The sequence below is a fragment of the Stenotrophomonas maltophilia genome (genome assembly GCF_900186865.1).
GTDB lineage: Bacteria > Pseudomonadota > Gammaproteobacteria > Xanthomonadales > Xanthomonadaceae > Stenotrophomonas > Stenotrophomonas maltophilia.
The window spans coordinates 273723-298472 of sequence record NZ_LT906480.1 but is presented as its reverse complement, the minus strand read 5'-3'; the positions used below and the strand labels follow the sequence as shown (position 1 = coordinate 298472).

Sequence of the window (24750 nt, the reverse complement as noted above, 5' to 3'; positions counted from 1 at the left end):
GAACTCACCTTCCCTTAACGTGGATGTCGTCAATGCGCCGTTATGCCCATTGCCTGATCCTGCTGACGATGCCCTTCGCGGCGTCTGCGACGGCAGCGCTGGACGACAGCCGCGGCGCCTGCGTGTCCTCCAACGGCGATGCCGCTTCGCAGCGTGCACCGACCGCGACCGCTTCGGCCGCCACCACCAAGCCGGCACCGGTCCGCCCGGCAGCCAACACCAGCACGGGCGGCGGTGGCAGCGATGACGACGTGCTGCAGCGCATCCGCGCACCGAAGTGGCACAGCTACCTGCCGGGAATGTTCCGCTGATCAAGTCGTTGCTGCAGTGGCTGCGGCCTGCGCCGCGGCCGATCGACGATGTACTGTGGAATGAGGCCTGCCGCCGCGCCGCCTGGCTGCACGGTCTGGACGACGAACGCCGCGCGCGATTGCGCCTGCTGGCCACGCGCTTCCTGCACGAGAAGACCATTACTCCGATCGGCGAGCTGCAGCTGGAGGCCGGCGATGGCGTGCTGCTGGCGGCACTGTGCTGCCTGCCGCTGCTGGAGTTCGGCGAGGTGGGTCTGGAAGGCTGGTCGCAGCTGATCGTCTACCCCGATGCATTCCGCGTACATCGCAGCCACATGGATGCGGCCGGCGTACTGCATGAGTGGGATGACGAACTGATTGGCGAGTCGTGGGACAGCGGTCCGTTGATCCTGTCGTGGGCCGATGTGCAGGCCGACCTGGCGACGCCGCACGAGGGCTACTGCGTGGCGGTGCACGAGATGGTGCACAAGCTGGATGCGCTGGATGGCGCGATGGACGGCACGCCGCCACTGCCGCGCGAGTGGCAGCGCGAGTGGGCAGCCACCTTCCAGCGTTCCTACGACGCCTTCTGCGCGCAGGTGGATGCCGGCGAGGAGACGTTGATCGACCCGTACGCGGCCGAGGCGCCGGAAGAGTTCTTCGCGGTGGCCAGCGAGTATCACTTCTCGGCACCGGATCTGCTGCAGCAGGCGTTGCCGGAGGTGGCCGCGCAGCTGCAGCGGTTCTACGGCGAGCCGCCAAAGTTCGAAACACGGTAGTGCCGGCCGCTGGCCGGCAACCCGGTAATGCCACCGAAGATCATGAGGGTGCCGGCCAGCGGCCGGCACTACCGGATTGCGCACGCGCTGTTGCGTCAGGCGATGCCCGGCGGACGGGAACGCGCAGCTGCAGCGGTTCTACGGCGAGCCGCCGAATATCGAAACACGGTAGTGCCGGCCGCTGGCCGGCAACCTGGCAATGCCACCGAAGATCATGAGGTTGCCGGCCAGCGGCCGGCACTACCGGACTACGCACGCGTTGTTGCGCCAGGCGATGTCCGGCGGACGGGAACGCGTGGCTGCGGCGGTTCCACGGCGAGCCGCCGACGATCGAAACACGGTAGTGCCGGCCGCTGGCCGGCACCCTGGCAATGCCACCGAAGATCATGAGGTTGCCGGCCAGCGGCCGGCACTACCGGAACACCCTGCGTTGTTGCGCCAGGCGATGCCCGGCGGACGGGCGGGAACGCGCGGCTGCGGCGGTTCCATGGCGAGCCGCCGACGATCGAAACACGGTAGTGCCCGCCGCTGGCCGGCAACCCGGTAATGCCACCGAAGATCATGAAGTTGCCGGCCAGCGGCCGGCACTACCGGAACACCACGCGCTGTTGCGTCAGGCGATGCCCGGCGGACGGGAACGCGTGGCTGCAGCGGTTCTACGGCGAGCCGCCAAAGATCGAAACACGGTAGTGCCGGCCGCTGGCCGGCAACCCGGTAATGCCACCGAAGATCATGAAGTTGCCGGCCAGCGGCCGGCACTACCGATTGCGAAGGTTTACGGCCCCGGCGGCAAACGCACTTCGAAACGGGCGCCGCCCAGTTCGCTGGAACGGCCGACGACCAGTTCGCCGCGGTAATCCTTGATCAGGTCCTGCACGATCGACAGGCCGATGCCGTGGCCCTGCACGCGCTCGTCGCCACGCACGCCACGCTGCAGCACCTTGCCGATGTCGTCCGGGGCAATGCCCGGGCCATCGTCGTCCACCGCCAGCAGCAGACCAGCGCGGCGCGCGTTCGGTGCCGACAGCGGCTGCGCGGTCAGCAGCACGCGGCGGTTGGCCCACTTGAAGGCGTTTTCCAGCAGGTTGCCAAGCAGTTCCTGCAGGTCGCCCGGCTCGCCGTGGAAGCGTGCGGCCGGATCGATATCGAACTCGCACAGCACGCCCTTGGAGGCGTAGACCTTCTCCAGGCCACGTACGATTTCCTCAGCGTTGGACTCGATCGGCAGCGGCGCGGAGAACAGCTTGTGGCCCGACGACGCAGCACGTGCCAGCTGGTACGAAACCAGGTTGTTCATGCGCTGCAGCTGCACGTCCAGCTCCTCGCGCAGCGCGCCATCGCCCGCGCCGCTGTCCATCTGCGTGCGCAGCACCGCAATGGGCGTCTTCAGGCTGTGTGCCAGGTCGGCCAGGGTGTTGCGCTGGCGCTCGAGGTTCTCGCGCTCGCTTTCAATGAAGGCGTTGATGCTGTCGGTCAGCGGTTCCAGCTCGCGCGGGTGGCGCTCGCTCATGCGCTCGGTCTCGCCGCGCTGCACCTTGGTCAGCTCGGTGATCACCCGACGCAGCGGACGCAGGCTCCACTGCAGGATGACGGTCTGCAGCAGCAGCAGGATCAGGCCGATGCCGCCCAGGTAGAACCAGACACGGCCGCGGAACACGCGCAGCTGCGCGCCCAGCGCGCGCGAGTCTTCCATCACATAGATGGTGTACGGGAATTCGGTGGCCGGGTCGGCGTCGGCGTCCCACACCAGGCCCAGGCCATAGCGGTACACCGAGCCCTGGCTGCCGTCGATCTGGATCATCGGCAGCGGGCCTTCGAACACTTCCTGGCGCGGTGCCAGCAGGCCGCCGCCGACGGTGGGCAGCATCGGGCCTTCGGCGGACATCGAATTGCCCTTGCCGTGCGGCATCACCACCTGCAGGTACAGGCCACTGCCCGGCACGTCGAAGCGCGAATCCGGCGGCTGCTCGCGGATGTACAGCGAGCGGTCGCGGGTGAAGTCGATGCCGGCCGCGTACGCGGTGGCGTAGTTCTTCAGGCGCTCACGCAGGTTCGCCTTCGCCGTATCGGCGAAGGCGGCGTCGAGTGCGTAACCGGCCAGGGCCAGGAACGCGACCAGGCCCACGGACGCGGCAAGCATCTGGCGCGCCTGCAGGGAGCGCGGCCGCCAGCGTCGGAAGAACCACAGACGGCCGGACATCATGGTCTCGCCAGGCTGAGCCGGCTCAGCCCTCGTTGCGCGGAATCGCGAAACGGTAGCCGCGGCCGCGCACGGTCTCGATCGGCTTCAGTTCGCCATCCGGGTCCAGCTTCTTGCGCAGGCGGCCGATGAAGACCTCCAGCACGTTCGAGTCGCGGTCGAAGTCCTGCTGGTAGATGTGCTCGGTGAGGTCGGCCTTGGAGACCAGTTCACCGGCGTGCATCATCAGGTACTCCAGCACCTTGTATTCGTAGCTGGTCAGGTCGACATTGCTGCCGGCCACGCTGACGGTCTGCGCAGCCAGGTCCAGAGCGACCGGGCCGCATTCCAGGGTCGGCTTGCTCCAGCCGGCGGCGCGGCGCAGCAGCGCGTTGACGCGGGCCAGCAGCTCTTCGACGTGGAACGGCTTGACCAGGTAGTCGTCGGCGCCCTGCTTCAGGCCTTCGACCTTGTCCTGCCAGCTCGAACGCGCGGTCAGGATCAGCACCGGGAACTTCTTGCCTTCGTCACGCAGGGCCTTGATCAGCTCCATGCCCGACATCTTGGGCAGGCCGAGGTCGATGATGCCGACATCGAACGGAACTTCGCGCCCCATGTAGAGGCCTTCCTCGCCGTCCTGCGCAGCATCGACGGCAAAGCCTTCGCGCTTGAGCCGGGCTGCCAGGGTCTCACGCAGCGGGGCTTCGTCTTCGACCAGAAGGATACGCATGAACTCTCCCTAGTGTCCTGGGTGTGGCCCGGAGGCCTGTGGGGTACGGGTTGATAGCGACAACTATCCCTGTTCAGGGGTTATCGCCGCGTAGTGATGACATATCCGACCGCGGCGTGCGCGGCTGTGAACGCGACGGTGCGGGGTCGTCCATGTAGCGGACCCGGCCCCGGTCGTCCATGTACTTCACCCGGTTGATGTCACGCCCATCGAACGGCACGCGCTCGGCGCCGAGGATGTGGCCGCCGGTGGTGCGCTGCACGCGGCGCACGGCATCGGACAGCGAGCGCTCGTCGCCACGGCCACCGCGCTCGCCCCGCTCCATCATCTCCGCGCGCCCCTGATCGCCACGCGGCGGCTGTTGCGCCAGCGCCGAAGACAGCGGCGCAGCCGCCAGCACCACGCAGGTGGCCAGGGCAATGCGGCGATGGAAGGGAGCGGAAGACATCGATGCGATCCTAGCCGAGCACGGCGATTCGTTCAAAAGTCGTAAATCCGGGAGCTGGGTTCGGGACCCGGCGCTTTACAAATCCTTTGCAAATTCTTGGTTTGGGGCAGTGAATCCGGTCTGAACTTTTCCGGCCCTGCGCTCGCGTCGTTCATCTAGGTGAACATTCGGGACGAATCGCCGCCCCTTGTCAAGTCAGGACTGTGACCGACGTCACGCCGCGGTGCGATCAGCTTCGCGTTCGGTGACCGCCAAGGCCTGTTCGATCAGGCTCCAGCCGGCGCCCGGGCGGTGTGCGCCCTCGCTCAGCACCTGGCGAAATGCGCGACCACCGGGCTGGCCATGGAACAGGCCGAGCAGGTGGCGGGTGATGTGCTTCAGCGCCAGGCCTTCGCCCAGCCGCGCCTCGATGTAGGGGCGCATCGCGCGCAGCAGGTCACCGCGTGCCTGTAGCGGGGCGCCGGTGTGCAGCGCCTCCAGCTGATGCAGCAGATAGGGGTCGTGATAGGCCGCCCGGCCCAGCATCACGCCATCGACGTGCGCGGCCTGCGCCTGTACCGCCTCGATGCTGGCCAGGCCACCGTTGATCACCACCGGCAGTGCCGGGCGCTCCTGCTTCAGGCGGTAGGCCCAGTCGTACTTCAGCGGCGGAACCTCGCGGTTCTCCTTCGGCGACAGGCCCTTCAGCCACGCGTTGCGCGCATGCACCACCACCATCGCCGCACCAGCGGCGACCTGGCGGTCGACGAAGCTGGCAAACACGTCGTAGTCGTTGTCCTCGTCCACGCCCAGGCGGCACTTCACCGTTACCGGGATGTCGACCGCATCGACCATGGCCGCCACGCACTCGGCCACCAGTACCGGCTCGCGCATCAGGCAGGCGCCGAAACGCCCGGCCTGCACGCGGTCGGACGGGCAGCCGCAGTTGAGGTTGACCTCGTCGTATCCCCACTCGGCAGCAATGCGCGCAGCCTGCGCCAGCAGGGCCGGATCGCTGCCGCCCAGCTGCAGCGCCAGCGGCTGTTCGCTGCGATCGAAGCCGAGCAGGCGCTCGCGGTCGCCGTGGATGACCGCGTTGGCGTGCACCATCTCCGTGTACAGGCGTGCACCCGGCGCCAGCACGCGATGGAACACGCGGCAATGGCGGTCGGTCCAGTCCATCATGGGCGCCACGGACAGCCGAACATCCTCAGTTTTCAATCTTTTCATGTAGTTAGCACCATATACGGGTACACAGAAGTACCCGATTTTTCCCAATTATTCCCGGTTATTCCCATTCATATGTACCATCCGCGTACCAAGAAAAAAGTGGTACACCGGGAGCTGGTACATCGATGGCAACGCTACAACCGCGCAACGGCCGCTGGCGCGCCATTGTGCGCCGCAAGGGTCACGCAACACAGAGCAAGACCTTCCCGACCAAGACAGCCGCCAAGACCTGGGCCGACCGGATCGAACGCGAACTGGCAGACTACGAGGCCCGTGGCGGTACACCCGGCGAGGATCTGACCATCGATCAGTTGATCGATTGGCGTATCGATGACCTGGCCGCTGTGAAGGCGGCTGGCACGACCCAGACGGGCAACCTCAGCCGCTTACGCGAAAGCCTGGGCAGCATCGTGGCCACAAGCCTCACCGCAAACGACGTGATCGACCACGCCCGCCGGCGGGTCCACGGCGACCACATGAACGCCAAGGGCCACATTATCCCCCCTTGCTCGGCCGCCACCATGAACGTCGAGCTGGGCTTCCTGTCCGAGCTGCTGAAACTGGCTGGACCAATGAAGGGAGTGAAGCTTGCCAGTGACCCAGTTGCCGACGCTCGGCCTGTACTGCGGCTGTTGAAGCTGGTAGCCAAATCCAAGAAGCGCGACCGACGCCCGACCGACGAAGAACTGCAGCGCCTGCATGCGTACTACGCAGCCGCGGCCTGGCGCTCAACAATCCCTATGAGCGATATCGTCACCTTCGCCATCCTCACGGCCAAGCGGGAAAGCGAAATCACCCGGCTGCTGTGGTCAGATCTGGACAGCGTGAAGCGGACGGCGATGCTCAGGGACGCAAAGCCCCCCCGCGCCAAGATCGGCAACCATAGGACGTTCCCTCTGCTGGGCGAAGCCTGGGACTTGGTGCAGCGACAACCGCAGATCGCCGGCGAGAACCGGATCTTCCCCTACAACTCGAAATCCGTAGGCACGTCCTTTACCCGCGCCTGCAGCGCGCTCGGGATTGAGGATCTGTGTTTCCACGACCTGCGGCACGAAGCCACGTCGCGGCTGTTCGAGCAGGGCTACGATATCCCCGAGGTCGCTGCCGTGACCCTTCACACGTCATGGAACGAGTTGAAGCGCTACACGCAGCTCCGTCCCGAATCGTTGCATCGCAATCAAATGGATCAGGCAGATGAAACTCTATCGCGGAATGAGCAGCCCTGAATTTGAATCCCGGCAGGGACTTCGCCGAAAAAGTGATCGCGCTATTGCCGAGCACTTTACTACCGATGATGGCTACACCAGCGACACACAGAGCAATGCTGGAACTGGGGCTTCTTTGGCCTCCGCCCAACTGCTGCACACCTACTGCAGCACGAAGAACAAGGGTGCATTCCTCTCATTCACTGAGTCCTTCGACGTAGCGGCGTGGTACTCACTAAGCAGTCGCTGGCGAACTGGGGTCAAAGGTATCGTGATCGAGACCAATACCACCCTCCTTCGGGATGTTGGAATCACCCTAGGCCCCAACCAAGGCGCATTTCCTTGGGAAAGAGAGGCAACTCTGATACTGGACAAGCATGTCACTCTCCCCGATGCAGCTATTGAAAATGAGCATGAGGTTGATCTAAACACGCTCCGAAAATGTGCTGCGTCGCTTAGCACACTATGGCCAGAAATCAGTTGCCCGTTCTTCTTGGAAGTGTTCGATTTGGAAATTTGATCGGCCAGAAATGCTCAACCGCGCTTCGTCTCTCCCAAGCCAGAGCAGGAAGTGATGCGCCAGGTAAGTAGCCGCCCACTTTCCGCTACGACTCTCTAAGCTTCCCAGCTGAAGGGTGGCGGGGTGTGCAGCTTGGCAAGCCTGTTCGCGCGCACCGCCTCCTGATACGCGTTGATCTTGGCCACGTCCTCGCGCAGGCGGGCCTCATGCCTGGCCACCCACATCTCGGCGCCGGCGCGGCCCTGCTCGTAGCTACTGCAGCGGCGGGATGGCCCACCGGGCCCATGCCGGTGCCGATCAAGGCTGGCGATCCAGGTGTCGTCGTCAACGCGCTGCGTCATGGACACCACCCACACCCCGTCGCAAGCGATCACGGTCAGCGGTTCGCTTGGCCAGCTGGCTGAGCGTGTCGTCCAGTAGAAGTCGGGGGGCAGCGGCATGGGCGGCAGGATACGGCTGGCCGTCGCAAAGGCTGCGACAACGCGACGTGCGTCTAGTGAGAGTGCATGTGCGGTAGCGGGGATGCCAAGGCAACCTTCCGGCCCTTTAGTTGCAAAAAATCATTCGGCCATCGGGAACTAGCAATTTCTGCAATCGACGTTCTGACCGACTATAAATTACTTATAAATCAATTATTTATCTATCTATATCAATGGCAATAATAGGGCAACCTTCGAGCAACCACATTGCCTTTTGAGGGGGCAACTTCGACACGATTTTTTCCCTTAAAAATCAATGACATTACATTTTTGATTCTTGGAAATTGCTCCGAATTAACATCTTTTGCAATCTTCCATAGCCATATCTATCAATGACTTACAGGGATAAACGATGGCCGATTGCAGATGTTGCCTCTTTCCGGACACCCCCCTCCCCCCTAAACGGACACGCCGACGGCGTTCGCCACTCAGGGCACGTAGAGAGGCCCCCTTGCGCGCAGGGAACCGCAGGGTCGGCGGTGACCCGCACACCCCGGAGAAAGCCATACAGGGCCTCGCCGGGTGGCTGCTGTAGGGGGTGCAGGAAAAACACCCTATGAAGTGCGCAGGCGTGGCGGGGAGACGAGTGCGCGCGCCGGGGTACAGACGGCATGAACCTACGCACACGGCCAATCGGGTATGGTCGGGGCCGATCCTCGCCCGTCGCGCTGAATCTGTCTTACGCTGCTGCCCCTGGCGGCCCCGCTGGGCCTCGGTCGCGCTGAATCTGTCTTGCTGGCCTTGGGCCGGGCGCCCCGGCCGGGCATCGGCCGCGCTGAATCTGTCTTGCTGCGCCCTTGGGCCGGCAGCCCCGGCCGGGCGTCGGCCGCGCTGAATCTGTCTTGCACCCCTGTGCCGGGCGCCGCAACCGGGATCGAGTCGGTTCCCTAGTTGAGATATCATCCTGGCCGCTGTCGTACCCCGCTGCTGCCGTTACGCCATTGTTCCACCCCCGTTACGGTAGCGTTCCATATTTGGAATAGGGATTGTGTGGGATTCCATGCATATCCGGATATACAATCCTGCTCACCACTCCTCCTTCGCCGTCGTCATTCAGTTGGCTAAACGGCTTGGGACGAAAAAACCGCCGAAAGGCGGTTTTTTCACATCTGCAGGAAGCAAAGATGGCCATTCCAACAGCGGTGTACGTAGACGGGTACAACTTCTACTACGGCCGAATCCGCAGCACGGAGTTCAAATGGATCGACGTCGTGCATCTGTTTGAGATCCTTCTGCGGGATCAAGATCCAGCGAACGACCTTCGGCATGTGAGCTACTTCACAGCAATGGCGTTAGGGCGCTTTGCCACGCACGGAGCCGCGTCCGTTGCCGCTCAAGAGAGCTACCTGCGTGCACTGGAACATCTGCATCCAACGCGTTTCTCAAAGACGCTGGGCAAGCACAGCATGGATAAGAAGGGAACGCTGATCCCCGCTTTCGTCCCTGACAAGCCCTACGATCGCACGCACCGCGTACGCGTGTGGAAGATCGAAGAAAAGCAAACCGATGTGAACCTTGCGCTAGCCATGTACCGGGATGCTGCGTCCGGGCGCTACGAGCAATTGGTGGTCTGCTCGAACGACAGTGATGTCGAGCCAGTACTGAAAGCCATACGGTGCGATTTCCCCAATGTGAGATTGGGTGTGGTGACCCCACGACACCCGCCTGATAAGCACAAGCCGACAGGACGCGCAGTAAGTTCTTCCCTCGATCAACATGCAGATTGGACAAGGCAGTATCTTCTTGATGAAGAACTGCAGAGAGCGCTGCTGCCCGCCCGGATACACACAGGGAAGAAGCCAATAAACAAGCCGCCGCACTGGTAGCGTTTCGCACTAACTCCCAGTAAGCCGCCCGAAGGCGGCTTGTGTTGAGCTGAGATGTGCGCGCGTTACGTAGTGTGCAGGCGCGCCCTGGCCACATCGAAGTAGTGCGCGGTCATCTCGATTCCGGTCCAGCTGTAACCCTCGGCATCCGCGGCCACCAGGGTGGTGCCAGAGCCTGCGAATGGGTCGAGGATGCGGCCACCCTGCTCGCAAATGCGCACAAGCTGGCGCATGAGATCGGTCGGCTTGCCCGTCAGGTGGTGCTTGTCCGCCCTACGCACCGCCTCGCGGAACACGCCCGGCAGCGTGGGCGCCGCCCGGCCCAGCGGCATCCCGCCCTTGCTGCCCCACACAACGTACTCGGCCTGATTGGAGAAGCGGCCACGCTGCGGCCGCACGCCGCCCGTCTTGTCCCACACCGCCACACCGCGCCAAGTGAAGCCAGCACACTGCAGCGCGTCAGTGGTCAGCGGCAGCTGCCGCCAGTCCGTGAACAGCAACACCGGCGCGCCGTCCCGCAAGACGCGGTGGCATTGCGCCAGCCACAGGTGCATCCATGCCAGATGTGATCGCTGGTCGCGCTCGTCGCTGGGGAAGTCGGCATGCAGGTGCGGACCACCGCTCTGCATGTACTTCTCGTTCGGGCTGCGCTGGCGGGCGGAGGCGTGCGTGCCGCCGCTGGCGTATGGCGGGTCAGTGATGAGCGCGTCGAAGCTGTTGGCCGGCAGGGTCGGCAGGACGGTCAGCGCATCGCCGTGGATCAGTTCGTTCTTCATGGGTAGAGCCTTCTTCGTGGTGTCGCTCGCGGCGATCCGTGGAGAGGCTCTGGGCCTTCATGTGGTTCATGTCCCCACACCGGGGGCACTTCATCTGTAGGTCGTAGTCGCCAGCTGCTTTGGCCAGCAGGCGCGCACAGGCGCCGCAGCGCAGGTTCTGTCGTGCTTGATTCATGCCGCTGCCGCTCCCAGCTCGAAGGCGTCGAAGCGGATCACCTCCTGCCCCAGCCACTCGTTGATCGCGGTCATGCGCGTCTGCAGTGGGGCAAGCTCCATAGCCGCCCACACCGCCGCCGCGTCCCGGATCGAGCCAAAGCCGCCGCTGTTCTGCGGGACGATGCCGAGCAGCTGCGGCGGCACCCGCAGCGCGGCCAGCATGTCATCACGGGTCACGCTCTTGATGCCGGTGAACTCATCCCTGGCCGCGACCTCGCTGACCGGGATCACCTGCAGGCCGTCCTTCTTCCCGTTGGGCGAGTGCACGAACAGGTTCTTGAAATTGCCAGGCCCACGCGACTGCCGCAGCGCATCGCGCAGCGCGTCCACATCCGTGCCCTCCGCCTGCGCGTCGGTCAGGTAGAGGATGTAGCCGGCGTGGGAGCCGTTGTTGTAATACTTCCGGCGGAACAGCGTGGCCGATTCGTTGAGCAGCGCGGCCTGCACGGCCGGCATCCATTCCGGCAGACCGTAGATTTCCTGATCGGCATCTGCCTCCCGCAGCTGGAACACCTCACCGGCCGGAAACTCATGCTCTACCCGTCCTGCACGCACCTGGAAGAACTCACCGGGCTGCACCCCACGGCGCACGTACTGCGCCAGCGGCACGGCCAGGCCGTGCGCGGCGCCTGACAGGGCGCGGCGACGCTCGACATACCCCATGCCGAAGGTGGTGTAGTCCAGCGCCAGCTGCGAGAACGCCTCGCGGCTCAGCAGCCGGTGCGGCCGGAACGTGCGCACCAGCATGTTGCGTTTGAACGTCAGGCCGCTGTGCAGGTAGGGGTTGGAGCGCGTGGTGCGCGACAGCCCTTGCAGATCCACCGGCGGCTCGAAGTAGCGGCCATTACGCCAGCATTCGAGGTAGTCGAGGAAGCCACGCGATTCCAGCACGGGGCTGGCCTCGCCAAAGGTGAACGCTTCGATACTCACCGGCGGCGCGGCGATGGCGCCCTGGTCGGTGTCGGTCATCAGAAAATCTCCATGGTGCCGCGCGCAGCCTGTCCGCCTTCCAGCGGTTCATTCTGCAGCGCGTGCATGAGTGCCCAGGCCAAGTCGGCATGGCCGGTAGTACGCGAGCGCCCGGCGGTGTACGTCACCTGGCGCCCGCTCGGTGTGATGGTTTTCTGGATCGCCAGCAGCGACTGCGTGAGGTCGGTCCAGCCGGCGTCGTACTCCAGCCGTTCGTCATTGATTACGTCGTAGGCTTTCAGCACCAGCCGCGTTTTCACCTCGGGCGAGTAGTTGAAGACAGTCACGCCGGGGAAGAACTGGCGCACCAGCTGTGCAACGCCGGTGCCCATACCGGTCGCGTCCACGCCGATGTAGGTCACCCAATAGCGCTTGGTGATCTGCTCAATGAACGCGGCCTGGTCTTTGAACTCCATGCCCTTGAACTGGTGGCGTTCCAGCACGCGGAACTTGCCGCCAGGCACCAGCGGTGGCGCTACCACCACGATGCCGGCGCTGTCGCCGGTCTCGGCCGGGTCGTAGCCGATCCACACGGCGCGGTCGCCGTAGGGACGGACGGCGAACGGCTTGTAGTCGTCCGCCCACTCGACCCAGCTATCCACCTGACAGGGCTGCAGCATCGTCAGCGGGAACACACTGGCGCTGTCGTCCACGAACTCGCACATCAGTAGGTTGGCGAACTCCTCGGCGCTGTAGTCGCGGCGCAGTTCCTCGATATCGAACAGGTCACAGCCACGGCCCGCAGCGTCCAGCACGGTCACGATCTGGCGCCAGATGGCGTCCTCGCAGCGCCGGCCCCCCATCAGTCGCGCATGGCTCACGTCCAACTGGATCTGCTGGGACACCGAGCGTCCCTTGTTGAAGCGCTCGCCGGTCCAGAAGTCGAACGCCTCATGCGCCATCGTGGAAGGCGTGCTGAAGTAGGTCTTACGCCACTTCTTGTGCATCGCCATGCCGCTGGCGACCTTATTCAGCTGGTTGAAACCGTAGGTCCAGAAGAACTCGTCGAAGTAGAAATTGCCGTGGTAGCCCTGTGCGGTGCGGGCGTTGGTGCCCAGGAAGAACAGCTCGGCGCCATTGGCCAGGGTGATCGGGTCGCCGGTCAGGTCACGGTCCAGCACCTCACGCACGAACCCGCGCATGTAGCCGAGGAAGATGTGCGCCTGGCTCTTGGATGCGCTCAGGAAAATCTGATTGCGGCCAGTGGTCAGCGCGTCGATCAGCGCCTCGCGGGCGAAGTAGTAGGTGGCACCGATCTGACGCGACTTCAGGATGATGCGCGTGCGTTCGTTGCCCGCCCGGTACCAATCGCGCTGGTAGTCGAAACAGCCATCTACGAACGCCGTCTGCAGGCGCTCGATCTCTTCCTCGCTGAACTCGTTCTTGCGCGCCTTCTTCTTGGGCGCTGCGTTGCGGTTGGCCACTGCCGGGTTAAGGTCGGCCTCGTTGCCGCCGCCCTGGTACCGTTGAATGCGCGCCTGCCGTTCCAGCTGGCGATGCAGCAGATCAATCTCTTTGAAGTCACCGCCGGTCTTGCCTTCCTTGTAGATCAGGATGGCCAGGCGTGCCTCCAATGCGCCGCCGATGCGCTCGACGGTGTCGGCACGGTCCCATTCGTCGCGCGCCTTCCAGCTGTGGACCGTCTTCTCCTTCTCGCAGATCAGCGAGGCGATATCGCACACGCGCCAGCCCATCCAGTACAGGAACTTGGCTTGGCGTCGTGGATCGACGTGGAGTTTTTCGGCTACGCTGGTCACGTGAACAGGTTGCCCGCCGTCACGCGCGCGCGACACGGAAAACCCACGTAGAACAGCGGCTTACAAACTGACCGCGTTGCCGCTGCAGCGCCCTCATTCGACCATGGGTCATCGCATCGAGAACCGATGCGCTCCGACACCAGCAGAGGGCGAGATGGCCAGCAAATCCAAGAAGCGTTCCGAGTTCTTCCGTGTGGCCGTCGAAGGCGCAACCACCGACGGCCGAGTAATCGAACGACAGCAGATCACCGAGATTGCCGAGACCTACGATCCGCAGGTGTACGGTGCCCGCATCTGGCTGGAACACTTCCGAAGCACGCTGCCGGATAGCCCCTTCCGCGCCTATGGCGATGTGCTGGCGGTGAAGGCCGAGGAAGTGGAAATTGCCGGCAAGAAGAAGCTGGCGCTCTTCGCCCAGGTCGAGCCGACCGATGACCTGGTCGACATGGTCAACGTGCGCAAGCAGAAGGTCTTTACCAGCATCGAGATTTCCCCGGAGTTCGCCGACAGCGGCAAGGCGTACCTGTTCGGCCTGGCCGTGACCGACTCTCCCGCCAGCTTGGGCACCAGCATGCTCGCCTTCTCGGCCCAGCACCCGGAGAACAGCCCGCTGAAGGACCGCAAGCAGGCCCCGGAGAACCTGTTCACCGAGGCCACCGAGACGGTCATCAAATTCACCGCAGAGGATGAGCCGGAAGCCCGTCCCGGCCCGGTCGCCGCGCTCCTTTCGACCCTGGGCCTGGGCAAGAAGGCCGCGCCGGTACCTGCCAAGGAAGATCCCGAGTTCAACGTGGCCGAGTTCGCCGCTCAGCTGCTCGGCGCAGTGGGTGAACAGGATGCAGTCATGGCCAAACTCGGCCAGGACAATCGCGCACTGCGCGAGCAGGTGCAGGCGCTGTCCACTCAGGTCGCTGGCCTGCGCAAGAGGCTGGACGAAACCCCGCAGGCATTCACCCAGCGTCCCGTTGTTCCGGGTGGCAAGGATGTGGACGCCGCCAACATCACCGATTGCTGATCGGACCCTCTCTCAACATTCCGGAGCTACCCCATGCGTACCGAAACCCGCCGCCTGTTCGAGGGCTACACCCAGCAGGTTGCCACGCTGAACAACGTCAGCGGCGTGGCCAACACCTTCTCTGTCGAGCCGACCGTTCAGCAGAGCCTCGAAGCCCGCATGCAGGAGAGCAGCACGTTCCTGCAAGCGATCAACATGGTCGGCGTGAACGAACTGAAGGGCCAGAAGGTTGGCGTTGGCATCACCGGCACCATTGCCGGCCGCACCGACACCAGCGGCAATGGCGAGCGCAATCCGTCCGATCCGACCTCGCTAGTGTCCAACACCTACGAGTGCCAGAAGACCGACTTTGATACCGCCCTGCCCTATGCCCGTCTGGACGCCTGGGCGCACCGCCCCGAGTTCCAGACCCTGATCCGCGACGCGATCATCCAGCGCCAGGCACTGGACCGGATCATGATCGGCTGGCACGGCACCAGCATTGCCATCAACACCAACCGCGTCGCCAATCCGATGCTGCAGGATGTGAACAAGGGCTGGCTGCAGAAGTACCGCGAGCATGCGCCCGAGCGCGTCATGACCGAAGGCGTCGATGGCAGCGGCAAGATCAAGGTGGGCGGTACCGACGCTGACTACGGCAACATCGATGCCCTGGTGATGGACCTGGTCGCCAACCTGATCGACCCGTGGCATCAGGAGGATCCGAGCCTGTTGGTGATCTGTGGTCGCCAGCTGGTGCATGACAAGTATTTCCCGATCATCAACCGTGACAACGCCCCCACCGAGAAGGTCGCGGCCGAACTGATCCTGGGCGCCAAGCGCATCGGTGGCCTGCAGCCGGTCATCGTGCCGTTCTTCCCGGCCAAGTCGCTGATGGTGACCAGCCTCAGCAACCTGTCGCTGTACTGGCAGATTGCCTCGCGCCGCCGTCACATCATCGAACAGCCGAACAAGAACCGCGTCGCCAACTTCGAGTCGTCCAATGATGACTACGTGGTGGAGGACTACGGTCTGGGCGCGTTGGCCGAGAACATCGAGTTCGGGATCTGACCATGGCCGACACCCCCGCCAGCCGCCATGTGAAGCGTGCGCTCGCCTCGAAGGAGGCGGCGCGCACCGCCGGCAGCAACCTGATGGAAGGGACCACGATCTACCAGCAGATGCAGGTGCGCTTGGCTTCCGACCGCGCCCGCTTGAAGCAGATCCAGTCCACGCAGGGCAAGGCTCAGCTCAAGACTGCGCTGCTACCGTCCTATGCTCCGTATCTGGAGGGCGTGCTGTCGGCGGACGCCGGCGGCAAGGACGATATCGTCTCCACGCTGATGCTGTGGCACTTCGATGCCGGGCTGTTCGACGCCGGCCTCGACATTGCGCGGTACGTCCTGGCCCACGGTCTGGATATGCCGGACACCCACAAGCGCACAGCGGCCTGCGTGGTGGCTGAGGAGATCGGCTTGGCCGCGCTGAACGCGCTCAAGACCAGCGCCCCGTTCGACCTGAATGTGATCGACCGGGCGGCCACGCTCACCGAGGACCAGGACATGCCCGACGAGGTGCGTGCCCGTCTGCTGCTGGCGCGTGGACGCAGCCTGCTGGCCACCGATACCGAGGCTGCGCCGCTGAGCGCCGACGCAGTCGCCCAGGCCATCGAAGACCTGCGCACCGCCATCCAGCTGCATGACAGCTGCGGCGGCAAGGAAGACCTCAAGCGCGCCGAGCGCCTGCAGAAGAAGTTCGAGGCCAGCCAGTCCAACGACTGACCTCACACCGAGCGTACCCCGCGACCCCGCCGGCTCGGGGCTGATCACCAAGACCTCTCTCCCTTGGCGTGACGCCCCGACCACCGGCGACCTACGGACACACCATGAGCGCCTTCACCGCCAACGCATCGCCCGCACCCAAGCTCGCCCCCGTCACCGCCGGTGCATTCTGGCCGGAGATCGACGTGGACGCACTGCGGGAAGCCATCCGGGTTCCGGGTGACGTGCTGCCGGCACGGCTCCGCAACACCGTGGTGCTGGCCGTGGCTTCGGTCACGCGGGAGCTGGCGTTGTGGCAGGCCCGCAAGGAAGCGGACGGCTTTGCTGCGCTGGCAGACATACCGGCGCAGCAGCTCGACGGAGAGTCGGTGCTGCTGCAGCTGTACCGGCGCGCAGTGCAGTGCTGCACCGCCGTGGAGCTGCACGAACGCTACCGTTCCTATGACGCTACCGCCCAGGGCAATCAACGCGCCGACGATCTGACTCCGACCATTGATGAACTGCGGCGCGATTACCGCAACGCCATCAGTGATCTGCAGGGGTCGCGCCGGGTCACGGTGGAGCTGATCTGATGCGCGTCATTGCCCTGCAGGGCGACACGCTCGATGCGCTCTGCCATCGCCACTTGGGCGCAACGGCCGGCATGGTCGAGAAGACCCTGGCATTGAACTACGGCATCAGCCTGCTCGGGCCGGTGCTTCCCATGGGCACCGAGGTGGACCTGCCCGACGTGCCCGCATCGCCCACCGGCGCAGCCACGCGCCCACTTGTCCAGCTATGGGATTGAAGATGACCGAACCAACCTCTACCGGCAGCATGGTGGCCCTGGCCACCGGCGTTGGCCTTGCCTCGCTGCTGCCGGGCATCGAAACCGACGCATTCATCGGCGCATTCGCCGGCGGGACGCTGTTCGTCGTCTCGGCCAAGGACCTGTCGCTGTGGAAGCGCCTGATCTATCTGGCCATCAGTGTGGTGGCTGGCTACATGGGCGGTACCGAGGTCATGCGCCGGTTCGACGTGGCTTCCAGCGGCCTGGCTGCGTTCCTGTGCGCGGCCACCATCATCACCCTGACCCTGACCCTGATCGAGCGCAGCCGCACCACGGTGCCGACTACCACCCGGTACTCACGGGAGAACGTCGATGACTGAATTCCTGACCGCCGCCACGCTCCTGTGCAGCGTGGCGATCTGCATTCGCCTGCTGACCTACCGGCCCATGCCCGGCGCCAATCATCGCCACGGCATCGCCTGGTGCGCGTGGCTGCTGACCACGGCCACCGGCGGCCAAGCCCTGCAGATCCTGCTGCAGGGACCGCGCGCCACCGTCAGCGTCTGGCAGCTGGTGGTGCTGATCGTGCTGCTGGTGGCCACCTACCGCTCGCGCGGCAACGTCGCCCATCTGTTCGGGAGCCGATGACATGCTCACCCCCACCTTGCTCGCGCAGATCATGCAGTGCCCTCAGCAGCGCGCCCAGCGCTGGGCCGAACCGCTCAATGCCGCCATGATGCGTTTCGGCATCAACACGCCGGTACGTGCAGCCTACTTCCTCGCACAGCTGGGCCACGAAAGCCTGAGCCTGGCCCGCACTGAGGAATCACTCAGCTACAGCCGCGAACGGCTGCTGGAAGTGTTCGGCAAGTACATCACCGGCCCCGAGGCGGCGGCGTTCGTTCACCAACCGGCCAAGCTCGGCAACCGCGTGTATGCCAACCGCAACGGCAACAGCAACGAGCCCAGTGGCGATGGCTACCTGTTCCGCGGCCGTGGCCCGATGCAGCACACCGGCCGTGGGAACTACCGCAGCATGGGTCAGCTGATCGGCCAGCCGTTGGAAGAGCAGCCGGGCCTGCTGATCGAGCCGGAAATCGGCGCCATGGCAGCGGCGGCGTTCTGGCAGGTGAACGGCCTCAACGCCTATGCCGACCAGCGCGACGTACTGGCCGTCAGCCGCATCATCAACCTGGGCAACGCCCGCAGCCGCGCCACGCCCAATGGCATGGCCGACCGCACCGCCCGCACCAACCGCGCCCTGGCGGCGCTGGGGGCGCGCTGATGCTCTACCGCGCCCTTGCATTGGCCGCATTGGTACTGGCCACCGCCGGTCTTTTCAGCTGCCAGCAGGGGCGCGTCAGTCGCGCCACCGCCGCGCTGGACAAGGCCAATCGCGCCCTGGCCACTGCCAACGCCGAGAAGTCCGATCTGGCCGGCAAGCTGGAGCTGGCCCAAGGCACTACCCGCGTCGTGACCGAGTACGTGGACCGCGTACAGCTGGTGCGCGAGCGCGGGCACACCATCACCAAAGAGGTTCCCGTCTATGTCACTGCGTCTGCTGATTCTGCCTGCGCTGTTACTGCTGGCTTCGTGCAGCTCCACGACGCCGCCGCGAGCGGCGACCCCGCCGCCGGCCCTGCCGGCGATCCTGATGCGCCCGCCACCGGCACTCCGCTCTCTGCCGTCGCCGAAACCGTCGCCGGCAACTACGCCATCTGCCACGCCACCGTCGAGCAGGTAGTGGCCCTGCAGGAGCTGGCACGCAAACTGCACGCCGAGCTTGAGCGACAGGCGGGTGGACAGTGAAGAAGCCGCAGCTGCTGCGGCAGCACCTGGTCGCGGCCATCCCCGCGCTGACCAGCGACCCGGACAAGCTGCTGATCTTCGTGGACAGCGGTGGGCTGGCTGGTACCTACCGGCCGGGCCTGGCATTCGAGTACCGCTACACCCTCGACCTGGTGCTGACCGACTTCGGCAGCGCACCCGAAGCGGTCATGGTGCCGCTGCTGCAATGGCTGACCCGTCACCAGCCCGAACTGCTGGCCAACCCTGCCAACCGCGAGAAGCTGACCTTCGAGGTGGACGTGCTGGGCGACAACCTGGTGGATCTCGCCATCAAGATGCCGCTCACCGAACGCGTGCTGGTCACCCGGAGCGCCGATGGCACCGTGCAGCTGCAGCACCTGCCCGAGCCGCCCACCGAGGTCGCCCATGCCGATACGTTGGCAGGCGGCATCTTGGTGGCCGACGGCGTGCAGATCGCCACCCTCCCGGCAATCACCGAATGAGCGAGGATCTGCAGCGGCTGGAAGCCTGGGTGGCGCCGCTGCTGCAGCGCCTCAAACCCGCCGAGCGCAACCGCCTCGCTCGCAAGGTTGGGACGGCCCTACGTCGCGCGCAACAACGCCGGATCGCGTCACAACACAACCCTGATGGCTCGCCATTCGCCCCACGTCGCGCCGCTCCCCCGCGCCGGGCCAAGGCCGGCCGCATCAAGCGCGGCGCCATGTTCGTGAAGATCCGACAGGCCCGGCATCTGCGTGTTCGCGTCACCCCCAACGAGGTTGCCGTGGGCTTTACCGGGCGCGTTTCCCGTATCGCCCTGGTGCATCAGGAAGGGCGGTCAGACACCGTCGCCAAAGGTGGCCTCAAACACACCTATGCCCGCCGAAAGCTGCTGGGCTTCTCGCCCGCCGACGAACAGCTGGTGCGTGATCTGATCCTCGACCATCTGCGGGAGCCATAGCGTAATCATCGCCATTACACGGCCAGCGCGATGACCACGCGCGCGCGCGATGGGAAGCTGCAACCACGCTCCCAGCCGATGCCGCCGTGTCTACCTTTACCGCCGTTGACCTCTCCCGCCTGCCGCTGCCTGCCGTGTTTGAGCCGCTGCAGTTCGAGCAGCTGCTCGCTCGGCGCGTGGCCGAGTTCAAGCGGTACATGCCCGAATACGACGCCCTGGTCGAATCCGATCCGGTCTACAAGGTGCTGCAGGCCAGCGCCTACCGCGAACTGATGCTGCGCGAGCAGTTCAATCAGCGTGCACGTGGCCTTTTCCTGGCCTATGCGATGGGCGCGGATCTGGACAACCTCGCTGCCCCCTTTGGCGTCACCCGCAAACAGCTGGCCCCTGCCGACACCGAAGCCGGGACGCCGGCCGTGTTCGAGACAGATGCCGAGTTTCGACGCCGCATTCAGCTGGCCCCCGAAGGGCTTTCGGTGGCCGGGCCAGAGGGCGCCTACATCTTCCACACGCTTTCTGCCGACACCGCCGTGCTTGATGCCAGCGCCACCAGCCCGGCGCCAGGGGAGGTCGTGGTAACCGTACTCGGGCGGGACGGCGATGGGACGCCCTCGGCCGCGCTGCTGGCCAAGGTCAACGACCTACTGCAGAGTGGCGAAGTCCGCCCGCTTACCGATCTTGTGACCGTCGCGCCGGCGCAGATCGTCAGCTACACCGTCGACGCGGACCTGATTACCTTTGACGGCCCGGATGCGGCCGTGGTGATCGCTGAAGCCAGACGACGTCTGGCTGCTTACATGAGCGAGGCGCATCGCCTCGGCCGCGATATCGCCGTATCGGCCATCTATGCCCAGCTGCACACAGAGGGCGTGCAACGCGTTCGCCTACGCAGCCCCACGGCCGATCTGAGCATCAGCCGCACACAGGCCGCGTACTGCGCCTCGGTCACGGTTAACCACGTGGGCACCGATGAGTAGCGCCAGCCTGCTGCCGCCCAACGCAACCACGCTGGAGCGCGCATTGGAAGCGGCAGACGCCACGGTGCTGGCCATGCCCATGCGTCACGGCCAGATCAAAGACCCGTGGACGTGCCCGGCCGAGTTCCTGCCGTGGCTGGCGTGGGAAATGTCGCTCGATACCTGGGACAGCGCGTGGCCTGAGCACATCAAACGGCAACGCATTGCCAGCGCGATCAACATCCAACGCCACAAGGGCACCGCCGGAAGCGTGCGGGAGGTGATCGAATCGTTTGGGGGATCGGTGGCGATCCGCGAATGGTGGCAGCAGGAACCACGTGGGCAGCCACACACCTTCGAGCTGGTGCTGACAATTTCCGGGCGCCCCGGCGTGGATCCCTCGGCCAAGTACGTCGAGGACGTGATCGCCGAGATCAGCCGTACCAAGCCTGTGCGTTCTCACTTCACGTTCACCCAAGGCGCCGAGTTCGCCGAGCAGCTGGGGCTGGTCGCGGCAATCAAGGCCGTCGCCTACCGCCGCTTACAAATGACCACCGAGGACTGACCCATGCGATTGAAGTTCACCACACGCGGCCGCGCCGCCCTGGTCAACGCGGCCCACACCGGCACTAAGGCGGTGACGGTCACGCAGATCGGTGTCACCGATCAGGCATTCGTTCCAGACCCCAATGGGGGCGACGTTCTCCTACCCGGCGAGCGCAAGCGACTGAACACCTTCGGCGGCAAAGCCGTGGCTGACGACGTGGTGCATCTGACCGTCCGAGATGAAACGACCGACTCCTACATGCTGCGCGGCATCGGCCTGTACCTGGCCGACGGCACGCTGCTGGCCGTGTACGGGAGCGATAAGATCATTCTTGAAAAGTCGGCCCAAGCGATGATGATGCTCGCCATCGACTGGATGATGGCGGATGTGGACGCCAGGCAGATCCAGTTCGGAAACGCCGATTTCCTCAACCCTCCGGCAACCACCGAAACGCAGGGCGTGGTCGAGCTGACCACAGACGAAGAGGCGATCACCGGTCAGGACCGCCAGCGTGCCGTTCACTCTGCGGCCTTGCATGCCACGTTGAACGCTCGCTTCGGCGCAGGCGCACCCACGCCCCTGACCAAGACCATTCTCGCGCGTGACAACGCAAACGACGTGCGCAAGGATCTCGGGCTGAAGGGGGCCTCACTCAAGGATGAGGGCGCCGGAAACGGCCTTGATGCCGACACCGTGGACGGCAAGCATGCGGTCGACTTCGCACCCAAGCAGCACAAGCACACCATCGCCGATGTCAGCGACCTCCAATCTGACCAGCTTCTACCGGCGGGCATGGTTGCCCACTTCGCGATGGCGTCCCCTCCTGGGGGTTGGCTGCGCTGCGACGGATCAGACGTGAGTCGAACAACCTACGCGGCCCTATTCGCTGCGATCGGCACAACCTTCGGCAGCGCTAGCGGGCTCACGTTCCGACTACCAGATCTGCGCGGCGAGTTCATTCGAAGCTGGGACACCGGTCGGGGAGTCGACTGGGCCAGAGAGCTGGGTAGCAGCCAGGCAGATGACCTTAGAGCGCACTCCCACGCTGTCCGTGCATACAGGCCTGGTGGGATTCGCAATGTGGCCATTGGCTCCGATGATGCAGTAGGTAGTGTGTACACCGAACCGGCGGGTGGCGGTGAGACCCGTCCACGCAACGTCGCGCTTCTCGCTTGCATCAAGTACTGAGTCGCCCAATGAGAACAAAGCGCGTATGGCAGTGCGATGCCTCTGGAAATTTACTCGGTGCAACGGTGGCTGGCGAAAGCCCACTGGAGCCTGGTGTATTCCTGATCCCAGCCGACGCAGTTGAAACCAAGCCACCCTATCCCCTCTCTGGAACGCAGCAGTGGCGATGGGTGCGCGGCTCCTGGGTGGAAGTTGATGTAAGACGGTAAGCCGGCATCAGGCTGTATGGCAGCAACTTACAGGCCGCTCCGCTCACGCGCGCGTGCAACCGCGTCCAACATGGCCCTATGGAAAGCGGCCTGCTCCAAAAAGTAAGCAACCTGATACGCGACGGCGTGGTGACCGAGGTCGATCACGCCGCCGCGCTCTGCCGTGTGCGCAGCGGTGAACTGGAAACCGCGTTCATCCCATGGCTGACGCCCGCCGCAGGCAAGGTCCGGGTGTGGCTACCGCCGAGCCGCGGCGAGCAGGTCCAGCTGCTCTGCATCGACGGCGACCTGGCCAACGCGGTCGCTGTGCCCGGAATGTTCAGCAACGCGTTCCCGGCGCCGTCCAGCAACCCGGATCTGGTGCTGATCCAGTTTGCCGACACCGCCACCGTGGCCTATGACAGCGCCGCCCACGCACTCGCAGCCAACCTGCCCGCCGGCGGCACCGTCAGCATCGTGGCCGACGGTGGCCTGCATATCACCGGGCCGGTCACCATTGAGGGCAACGTCTCCATCACCGGCAAGGCCGAAGCCAGCGAGGATGTGATCGCCGGCGGCGTCAGCCTCAAGCAGCACAAGCACCGCGACGTGCAGCCCGGCGGCGGTACTTCGGGACCGCCGGCGTGATCGGCATGGATGCCATCAACGGTGGCAGCGCCGAGGGCACCGCACACCTGGTGCAGTCCATCCGCGATGTGCTGACCACCCCACTCGGTTCGCGCATCCAACGCCGTGAGTACGGTTCGCTGCTGCCGGAACTGATCGACCAGCCGTTCAACGATCACACCCGTCTGCAGCTGTTCGGTGCCACCGCCACCGCCCTGATGCGGTGGGAGCCACGGATACGGCTCACCCGCGTTGCGCTCGCCCAAGGCGATGCCCCCGGCGTCTTTGTGCTCGACCTGGACTACCAGCACGCAGGTAGCCGCCAACCACAGCGCGCCACCGTCCCGCTTCGCTTCCAAACCCCATAACCGCAGGAGTTACCCATGGCTCAGGACTATCACCACGGCGTGCGCGTCATCGAACTCGATGGCGGTATCCGTCCCATCCGCACCGTCGCCACTGCCATCGTCGGCATCGTCTGCACCAGCCAGGATGCAGACGACGCAACCTTCCCCATCGATACCCCGGTGCTGCTGACCGATGTGCGTGGCGCCATCGCCAAGGCGGGCACCAAGGGCACGCTCGCAGGCGTGCTTGCCGCCATTGCCGATCAGTCCAATCCGGTGACCGTGGTGGTGCGCGTGGATGAAGGCGAGGATGCTGCGACCACGACCAGCAATGTCATCGGAACCGTTGCAGGTGGTCGCTACACCGGCCTGCAGGCGCTGCTGGTGGCCGAGAGCAAGCTCGGCGTGAAGCCGCGCATCATCGCCGCACCGGGGTTGGACACCGAAGCGGTCACCACCAGCATCGCCTCGATCTGCAAGAAGCTGCGCGCCATCGCCTATGTCGGCGTGGGCGAGGCCAAGACCGTCTCGGAGATCCTGCTCTACCGCAAGAAGTTCGGCGACCGCGAACTGATGATGATGTGGCCCGACTTCCTGACCTGGGACACCACGGCCAAGAAGGAAGCCGTCAGCTACGCCACGGCCCGCGCCCTCGGCCTGCGCGCCCTGATCGACCAGCAGACCGGTTGGCACAAGACCCTGTCCAACGTGAAGGTGCAGGGCGTTACCGGCCTCAGCGCCGACGTGACCTGGGATCTGCAAGACCCGCAAACCGACGCCGGGCTGCTCAATGCCGCTGCGGTGACCACCCTCATCAACAGCCAGGGCTACCGCTTCTGGGGTTCGCGCACCTGCAGTGACGATCCGCTGTTCGCCTTCGAGTCGGCTACGCGGACTGCACAGATCCTGGCCGACACCATCGCCGAGGCGCAGATGATCTACATCGACAAGCCGCTTCACCCGTCGCTGGTGAAGGACATGATCGAGACGATCAACGCCAAGTTCCGCGAGTTGAAGAATGGCGGCTACGTGATCGACGCCAACGCCTGGTACGACGAAGCGGCCAACCTGCCCACGCAGCTCTCCAGCGGCCAGCTGGCCATCGACTACGACTACACCCCGGTACCGCCGCTGGAAAGTCTGAATCTTCGCCAGCGCATCACCGACCGCTACTTCGCCGACTTCGCCACCCGCATCACCGCCTGATGCACTGAGGAACCA

General features: G+C 64.8%; 31 protein-coding genes. 22 read left to right on the top strand and 9 right to left on the bottom strand.

Features of this window, described 5'->3' with window-relative positions:
* Positions 1-32: 32 nt before the first annotated feature.
* Together CKW06_RS01430 and CKW06_RS01425 are read left to right on the top strand one after the other, a co-directional pair.
* On the top strand, positions 33-311 hold the full coding sequence (locus CKW06_RS01430; protein ID WP_005411956.1) for a hypothetical protein: 279 nt from the start codon (positions 33-35) through the stop codon (positions 309-311).
* Positions 278-1069: a M90 family metallopeptidase gene (locus CKW06_RS01425; protein WP_169922258.1), complete on the top strand. Its 792-nt coding sequence runs from the start codon at positions 278-280 to the stop codon at positions 1067-1069. The genes CKW06_RS01430 and CKW06_RS01425 overlap by 34 nt, the downstream gene beginning before the upstream one ends.
* A 775-nt stretch (positions 1070-1844) precedes the next feature.
* Here the strand turns inward: CKW06_RS01425 and CKW06_RS01420 are convergent.
* The 4 genes from CKW06_RS01420 to dusA all read right to left on the bottom strand — a co-directional run bounded on the left by CKW06_RS01420 (position 1845) and on the right by dusA (position 5635).
* Complete coding sequence (locus CKW06_RS01420) at positions 1845-3269, bottom strand: ATP-binding protein (protein WP_032963125.1); 1425 nt, start codon at positions 3267-3269, stop codon at positions 1845-1847.
* A 25-nt stretch (positions 3270-3294) separates the two neighbouring features.
* The gene (locus CKW06_RS01415) at positions 3295-3978 is read right to left on the bottom strand and encodes a response regulator transcription factor (protein ID WP_004136763.1); all 684 of its coding nucleotides are present in this window, start codon (positions 3976-3978) and stop codon (positions 3295-3297) included.
* A 73-nt stretch (positions 3979-4051) separates the two neighbouring features.
* Positions 4052-4426 (bottom strand): hypothetical protein, encoded by a 375-nt coding sequence (locus tag CKW06_RS01410; RefSeq protein ID WP_005407693.1) that lies wholly within the window; start codon positions 4424-4426, stop codon positions 4052-4054.
* A 213-nt stretch (positions 4427-4639) separates the two neighbouring features.
* Positions 4640-5635 carry a tRNA dihydrouridine(20/20a) synthase DusA gene (dusA, locus tag CKW06_RS01405; RefSeq protein ID WP_032963106.1) on the bottom strand — a complete coding sequence of 332 codons (996 nt, stop codon included), beginning with the start codon at positions 5633-5635 and terminating at the stop codon, positions 4640-4642.
* Between the two features lie 125 nt (positions 5636-5760).
* Between dusA and CKW06_RS01400 the strand changes: the two genes are divergently transcribed.
* Together CKW06_RS01400 and CKW06_RS23435 are read left to right on the top strand one after the other, a co-directional pair.
* Positions 5761-6861 (top strand): site-specific integrase, encoded by a 1101-nt coding sequence (locus CKW06_RS01400; protein ID WP_024956169.1) that lies wholly within the window; start codon positions 5761-5763, stop codon positions 6859-6861.
* Entirely contained in the window at positions 6830-7360 is a 531-nt protein-coding gene (locus CKW06_RS23435) for a hypothetical protein (RefSeq protein WP_139338717.1), read from the top strand. The genes CKW06_RS01400 and CKW06_RS23435 overlap by 32 nt, the downstream gene beginning before the upstream one ends.
* Positions 7361-7455: 95 nt before the next feature.
* On the opposite strand, the gene CKW06_RS01395 is transcribed toward CKW06_RS23435, so the two are convergent.
* Positions 7456-7800: a hypothetical protein gene (locus CKW06_RS01395; RefSeq protein WP_024956170.1), complete on the bottom strand. Its 345-nt coding sequence runs from the start codon at positions 7798-7800 to the stop codon at positions 7456-7458.
* 1163 nt (positions 7801-8963) lie between these two features.
* Between CKW06_RS01395 and CKW06_RS01390 the strand changes: the two genes are divergently transcribed.
* Complete coding sequence (locus tag CKW06_RS01390; protein ID WP_024956171.1) at positions 8964-9665, top strand: NYN domain-containing protein; 702 nt, start codon at positions 8964-8966, stop codon at positions 9663-9665.
* A 65-nt stretch (positions 9666-9730) separates the two neighbouring features.
* Here the strand turns inward: CKW06_RS01390 and CKW06_RS01385 are convergent, their stop codons facing one another.
* Genes CKW06_RS01385 through CKW06_RS01370 form a run of 4 tightly spaced genes read right to left on the bottom strand, consistent with a single transcriptional unit; the run spans position 9731 to position 13383 of the window.
* Positions 9731-10441: a DNA-methyltransferase gene (locus CKW06_RS01385; protein ID WP_024956172.1), complete on the bottom strand. Its 711-nt coding sequence runs from the start codon at positions 10439-10441 to the stop codon at positions 9731-9733.
* On the bottom strand, positions 10359-10616 hold the full coding sequence (locus CKW06_RS01380; RefSeq protein WP_076738492.1) for a Com family DNA-binding transcriptional regulator: 258 nt from the start codon (positions 10614-10616) through the stop codon (positions 10359-10361). The genes CKW06_RS01385 and CKW06_RS01380 overlap by 83 nt, the downstream gene beginning before the upstream one ends.
* Complete coding sequence (locus tag CKW06_RS01375; protein WP_024956173.1) at positions 10613-11626, bottom strand: phage portal protein; 1014 nt, start codon at positions 11624-11626, stop codon at positions 10613-10615. The genes CKW06_RS01380 and CKW06_RS01375 overlap by 4 nt, the downstream gene beginning before the upstream one ends.
* The gene (locus CKW06_RS01370) at positions 11626-13383 is read right to left on the bottom strand and encodes a terminase ATPase subunit family protein (RefSeq protein ID WP_024956174.1); all 1758 of its coding nucleotides are present in this window, start codon (positions 13381-13383) and stop codon (positions 11626-11628) included. Before CKW06_RS01370 ends, CKW06_RS01375 begins: the two co-directional genes overlap by 1 nt.
* A gap of 154 nt (positions 13384-13537) precedes the next feature.
* Here CKW06_RS01370 and CKW06_RS01365 point away from each other — a divergent pair, with 154 nt between their 5' ends.
* From CKW06_RS01365 to CKW06_RS01285, 17 genes are all read left to right on the top strand, one after another.
* Positions 13538-14398: a GPO family capsid scaffolding protein gene (locus CKW06_RS01365; RefSeq protein WP_024956175.1), complete on the top strand. Its 861-nt coding sequence runs from the start codon at positions 13538-13540 to the stop codon at positions 14396-14398.
* A gap of 33 nt (positions 14399-14431) precedes the next feature.
* A complete protein-coding gene (locus tag CKW06_RS01360; protein WP_024956176.1) occupies positions 14432-15448 on the top strand; it encodes a phage major capsid protein, P2 family in 1017 nt (338 codons plus the stop codon).
* A gap of 2 nt (positions 15449-15450) precedes the next feature.
* Entirely contained in the window at positions 15451-16158 is a 708-nt protein-coding gene (gene gpM / locus CKW06_RS01355) for a phage terminase small subunit (RefSeq protein WP_024956177.1), read from the top strand.
* Between the two features lie 104 nt (positions 16159-16262).
* Positions 16263-16730 carry a head completion/stabilization protein gene (locus CKW06_RS01350; RefSeq protein WP_024956178.1) on the top strand — a complete coding sequence of 156 codons (468 nt, stop codon included), beginning with the start codon at positions 16263-16265 and terminating at the stop codon, positions 16728-16730.
* Positions 16730-16945: a tail protein X gene (locus tag CKW06_RS01345; RefSeq protein WP_024956179.1), complete on the top strand. Its 216-nt coding sequence runs from the start codon at positions 16730-16732 to the stop codon at positions 16943-16945. The genes CKW06_RS01350 and CKW06_RS01345 overlap by 1 nt, the downstream gene beginning before the upstream one ends.
* 2 nt (positions 16946-16947) lie before the next feature.
* Positions 16948-17307 carry a putative holin gene (locus tag CKW06_RS01340; RefSeq protein ID WP_024956180.1) on the top strand — a complete coding sequence of 120 codons (360 nt, stop codon included), beginning with the start codon at positions 16948-16950 and terminating at the stop codon, positions 17305-17307.
* Positions 17300-17575 carry a phage holin family protein gene (locus CKW06_RS01335; protein WP_024956181.1) on the top strand — a complete coding sequence of 92 codons (276 nt, stop codon included), beginning with the start codon at positions 17300-17302 and terminating at the stop codon, positions 17573-17575. The genes CKW06_RS01340 and CKW06_RS01335 overlap by 8 nt, the downstream gene beginning before the upstream one ends.
* Position 17576: 1 nt before the next feature.
* Entirely contained in the window at positions 17577-18212 is a 636-nt protein-coding gene (locus tag CKW06_RS01330) for a glycoside hydrolase family 19 protein (RefSeq protein ID WP_024956182.1), read from the top strand.
* Positions 18212-18736 carry a hypothetical protein gene (locus CKW06_RS01325; protein ID WP_024956183.1) on the top strand — a complete coding sequence of 175 codons (525 nt, stop codon included), beginning with the start codon at positions 18212-18214 and terminating at the stop codon, positions 18734-18736. The genes CKW06_RS01330 and CKW06_RS01325 overlap by 1 nt, the downstream gene beginning before the upstream one ends.
* Positions 18733-19218 carry a phage tail protein gene (locus CKW06_RS01320; protein WP_024956184.1) on the top strand — a complete coding sequence of 162 codons (486 nt, stop codon included), beginning with the start codon at positions 18733-18735 and terminating at the stop codon, positions 19216-19218. Before CKW06_RS01325 ends, CKW06_RS01320 begins: the two co-directional genes overlap by 4 nt.
* The gene (locus CKW06_RS01315; RefSeq protein WP_024956185.1) at positions 19215-19676 is read left to right on the top strand and encodes a phage virion morphogenesis protein; all 462 of its coding nucleotides are present in this window, start codon (positions 19215-19217) and stop codon (positions 19674-19676) included. Before CKW06_RS01320 ends, CKW06_RS01315 begins: the two co-directional genes overlap by 4 nt.
* A gap of 86 nt (positions 19677-19762) precedes the next feature.
* Complete coding sequence (locus tag CKW06_RS01310; protein ID WP_024956186.1) at positions 19763-20653, top strand: baseplate assembly protein; 891 nt, start codon at positions 19763-19765, stop codon at positions 20651-20653.
* Positions 20646-21197 (top strand): phage tail protein I, encoded by a 552-nt coding sequence (locus CKW06_RS01305; protein ID WP_024956187.1) that lies wholly within the window; start codon positions 20646-20648, stop codon positions 21195-21197. The genes CKW06_RS01310 and CKW06_RS01305 overlap by 8 nt, the downstream gene beginning before the upstream one ends.
* A gap of 3 nt (positions 21198-21200) precedes the next feature.
* Positions 21201-22367 (top strand): tail fiber protein, encoded by a 1167-nt coding sequence (locus CKW06_RS01300; RefSeq protein ID WP_024956188.1) that lies wholly within the window; start codon positions 21201-21203, stop codon positions 22365-22367.
* A 338-nt stretch (positions 22368-22705) separates the two neighbouring features.
* Positions 22706-23203 carry a phage baseplate assembly protein V gene (locus CKW06_RS01295; RefSeq protein ID WP_231910859.1) on the top strand — a complete coding sequence of 166 codons (498 nt, stop codon included), beginning with the start codon at positions 22706-22708 and terminating at the stop codon, positions 23201-23203.
* On the top strand, positions 23200-23550 hold the full coding sequence (locus CKW06_RS01290; RefSeq protein ID WP_024956190.1) for a GPW/gp25 family protein: 351 nt from the start codon (positions 23200-23202) through the stop codon (positions 23548-23550). The genes CKW06_RS01295 and CKW06_RS01290 overlap by 4 nt, the downstream gene beginning before the upstream one ends.
* Before the next feature lie 15 nt (positions 23551-23565).
* Positions 23566-24735, top strand: a complete 1170-nt coding sequence (locus CKW06_RS01285; protein ID WP_024956191.1) for a phage tail sheath protein — start codon at positions 23566-23568, stop codon at positions 24733-24735.
* Positions 24736-24750: the final 15 nt, after the last annotated feature.

Excerpts from the sequence above, each read along its gene's own strand:
- CKW06_RS01340 (WP_024956180.1), top strand. The coding sequence starts at position 16,948 with ATGACCGAACCAACCTCTACCGGCAGCATGGTGGCCCTGGCCACCGGC.
- dusA (WP_032963106.1), bottom strand. The coding sequence starts at position 5,635 with ATGAAAAGATTGAAAACTGAGGATGTTCGGCTGTCCGTGGCGCCCATG.
- CKW06_RS01380 (WP_076738492.1), bottom strand. The coding sequence starts at position 10,616 with ATGAATCAAGCACGACAGAACCTGCGCTGCGGCGCCTGTGCGCGCCTG.
- CKW06_RS01325 (WP_024956183.1), top strand. The coding sequence starts at position 18,212 with ATGCTCTACCGCGCCCTTGCATTGGCCGCATTGGTACTGGCCACCGCC.
- CKW06_RS01420 (WP_032963125.1), bottom strand. The coding sequence starts at position 3,269 with ATGTCCGGCCGTCTGTGGTTCTTCCGACGCTGGCGGCCGCGCTCCCTG.
- CKW06_RS01305 (WP_024956187.1), top strand. The coding sequence starts at position 20,646 with ATGAGTAGCGCCAGCCTGCTGCCGCCCAACGCAACCACGCTGGAGCGC.
- gpM (WP_024956177.1), top strand. The coding sequence starts at position 15,451 with ATGGCCGACACCCCCGCCAGCCGCCATGTGAAGCGTGCGCTCGCCTCG.
- CKW06_RS01410 (WP_005407693.1), bottom strand. The coding sequence starts at position 4,426 with ATGTCTTCCGCTCCCTTCCATCGCCGCATTGCCCTGGCCACCTGCGTG.
- CKW06_RS01330 (WP_024956182.1), top strand. The coding sequence starts at position 17,577 with ATGCTCACCCCCACCTTGCTCGCGCAGATCATGCAGTGCCCTCAGCAG.
- CKW06_RS01395 (WP_024956170.1), bottom strand. The coding sequence starts at position 7,800 with ATGCCGCTGCCCCCCGACTTCTACTGGACGACACGCTCAGCCAGCTGG.
- CKW06_RS01285 (WP_024956191.1), top strand. The coding sequence starts at position 23,566 with ATGGCTCAGGACTATCACCACGGCGTGCGCGTCATCGAACTCGATGGC.
- CKW06_RS01300 (WP_024956188.1), top strand. The coding sequence starts at position 21,201 with ATGCGATTGAAGTTCACCACACGCGGCCGCGCCGCCCTGGTCAACGCG.
- CKW06_RS01385 (WP_024956172.1), bottom strand. The coding sequence starts at position 10,441 with ATGAAGAACGAACTGATCCACGGCGATGCGCTGACCGTCCTGCCGACC.
- CKW06_RS01375 (WP_024956173.1), bottom strand. The coding sequence starts at position 11,626 with ATGACCGACACCGACCAGGGCGCCATCGCCGCGCCGCCGGTGAGTATC.
- CKW06_RS01360 (WP_024956176.1), top strand. The coding sequence starts at position 14,432 with ATGCGTACCGAAACCCGCCGCCTGTTCGAGGGCTACACCCAGCAGGTT.
- CKW06_RS01335 (WP_024956181.1), top strand. The coding sequence starts at position 17,300 with ATGACTGAATTCCTGACCGCCGCCACGCTCCTGTGCAGCGTGGCGATC.
- CKW06_RS01365 (WP_024956175.1), top strand. The coding sequence starts at position 13,538 with ATGGCCAGCAAATCCAAGAAGCGTTCCGAGTTCTTCCGTGTGGCCGTC.
- CKW06_RS23435 (WP_139338717.1), top strand. The coding sequence starts at position 6,830 with ATGAAACTCTATCGCGGAATGAGCAGCCCTGAATTTGAATCCCGGCAG.
- CKW06_RS01315 (WP_024956185.1), top strand. The coding sequence starts at position 19,215 with ATGAGCGAGGATCTGCAGCGGCTGGAAGCCTGGGTGGCGCCGCTGCTG.
- CKW06_RS01400 (WP_024956169.1), top strand. The coding sequence starts at position 5,761 with ATGGCAACGCTACAACCGCGCAACGGCCGCTGGCGCGCCATTGTGCGC.
- CKW06_RS01390 (WP_024956171.1), top strand. The coding sequence starts at position 8,964 with ATGGCCATTCCAACAGCGGTGTACGTAGACGGGTACAACTTCTACTAC.
- CKW06_RS01415 (WP_004136763.1), bottom strand. The coding sequence starts at position 3,978 with ATGCGTATCCTTCTGGTCGAAGACGAAGCCCCGCTGCGTGAGACCCTG.
- CKW06_RS01350 (WP_024956178.1), top strand. The coding sequence starts at position 16,263 with ATGAGCGCCTTCACCGCCAACGCATCGCCCGCACCCAAGCTCGCCCCC.
- CKW06_RS01430 (WP_005411956.1), top strand. The coding sequence starts at position 33 with ATGCGCCGTTATGCCCATTGCCTGATCCTGCTGACGATGCCCTTCGCG.
- CKW06_RS01345 (WP_024956179.1), top strand. The coding sequence starts at position 16,730 with ATGCGCGTCATTGCCCTGCAGGGCGACACGCTCGATGCGCTCTGCCAT.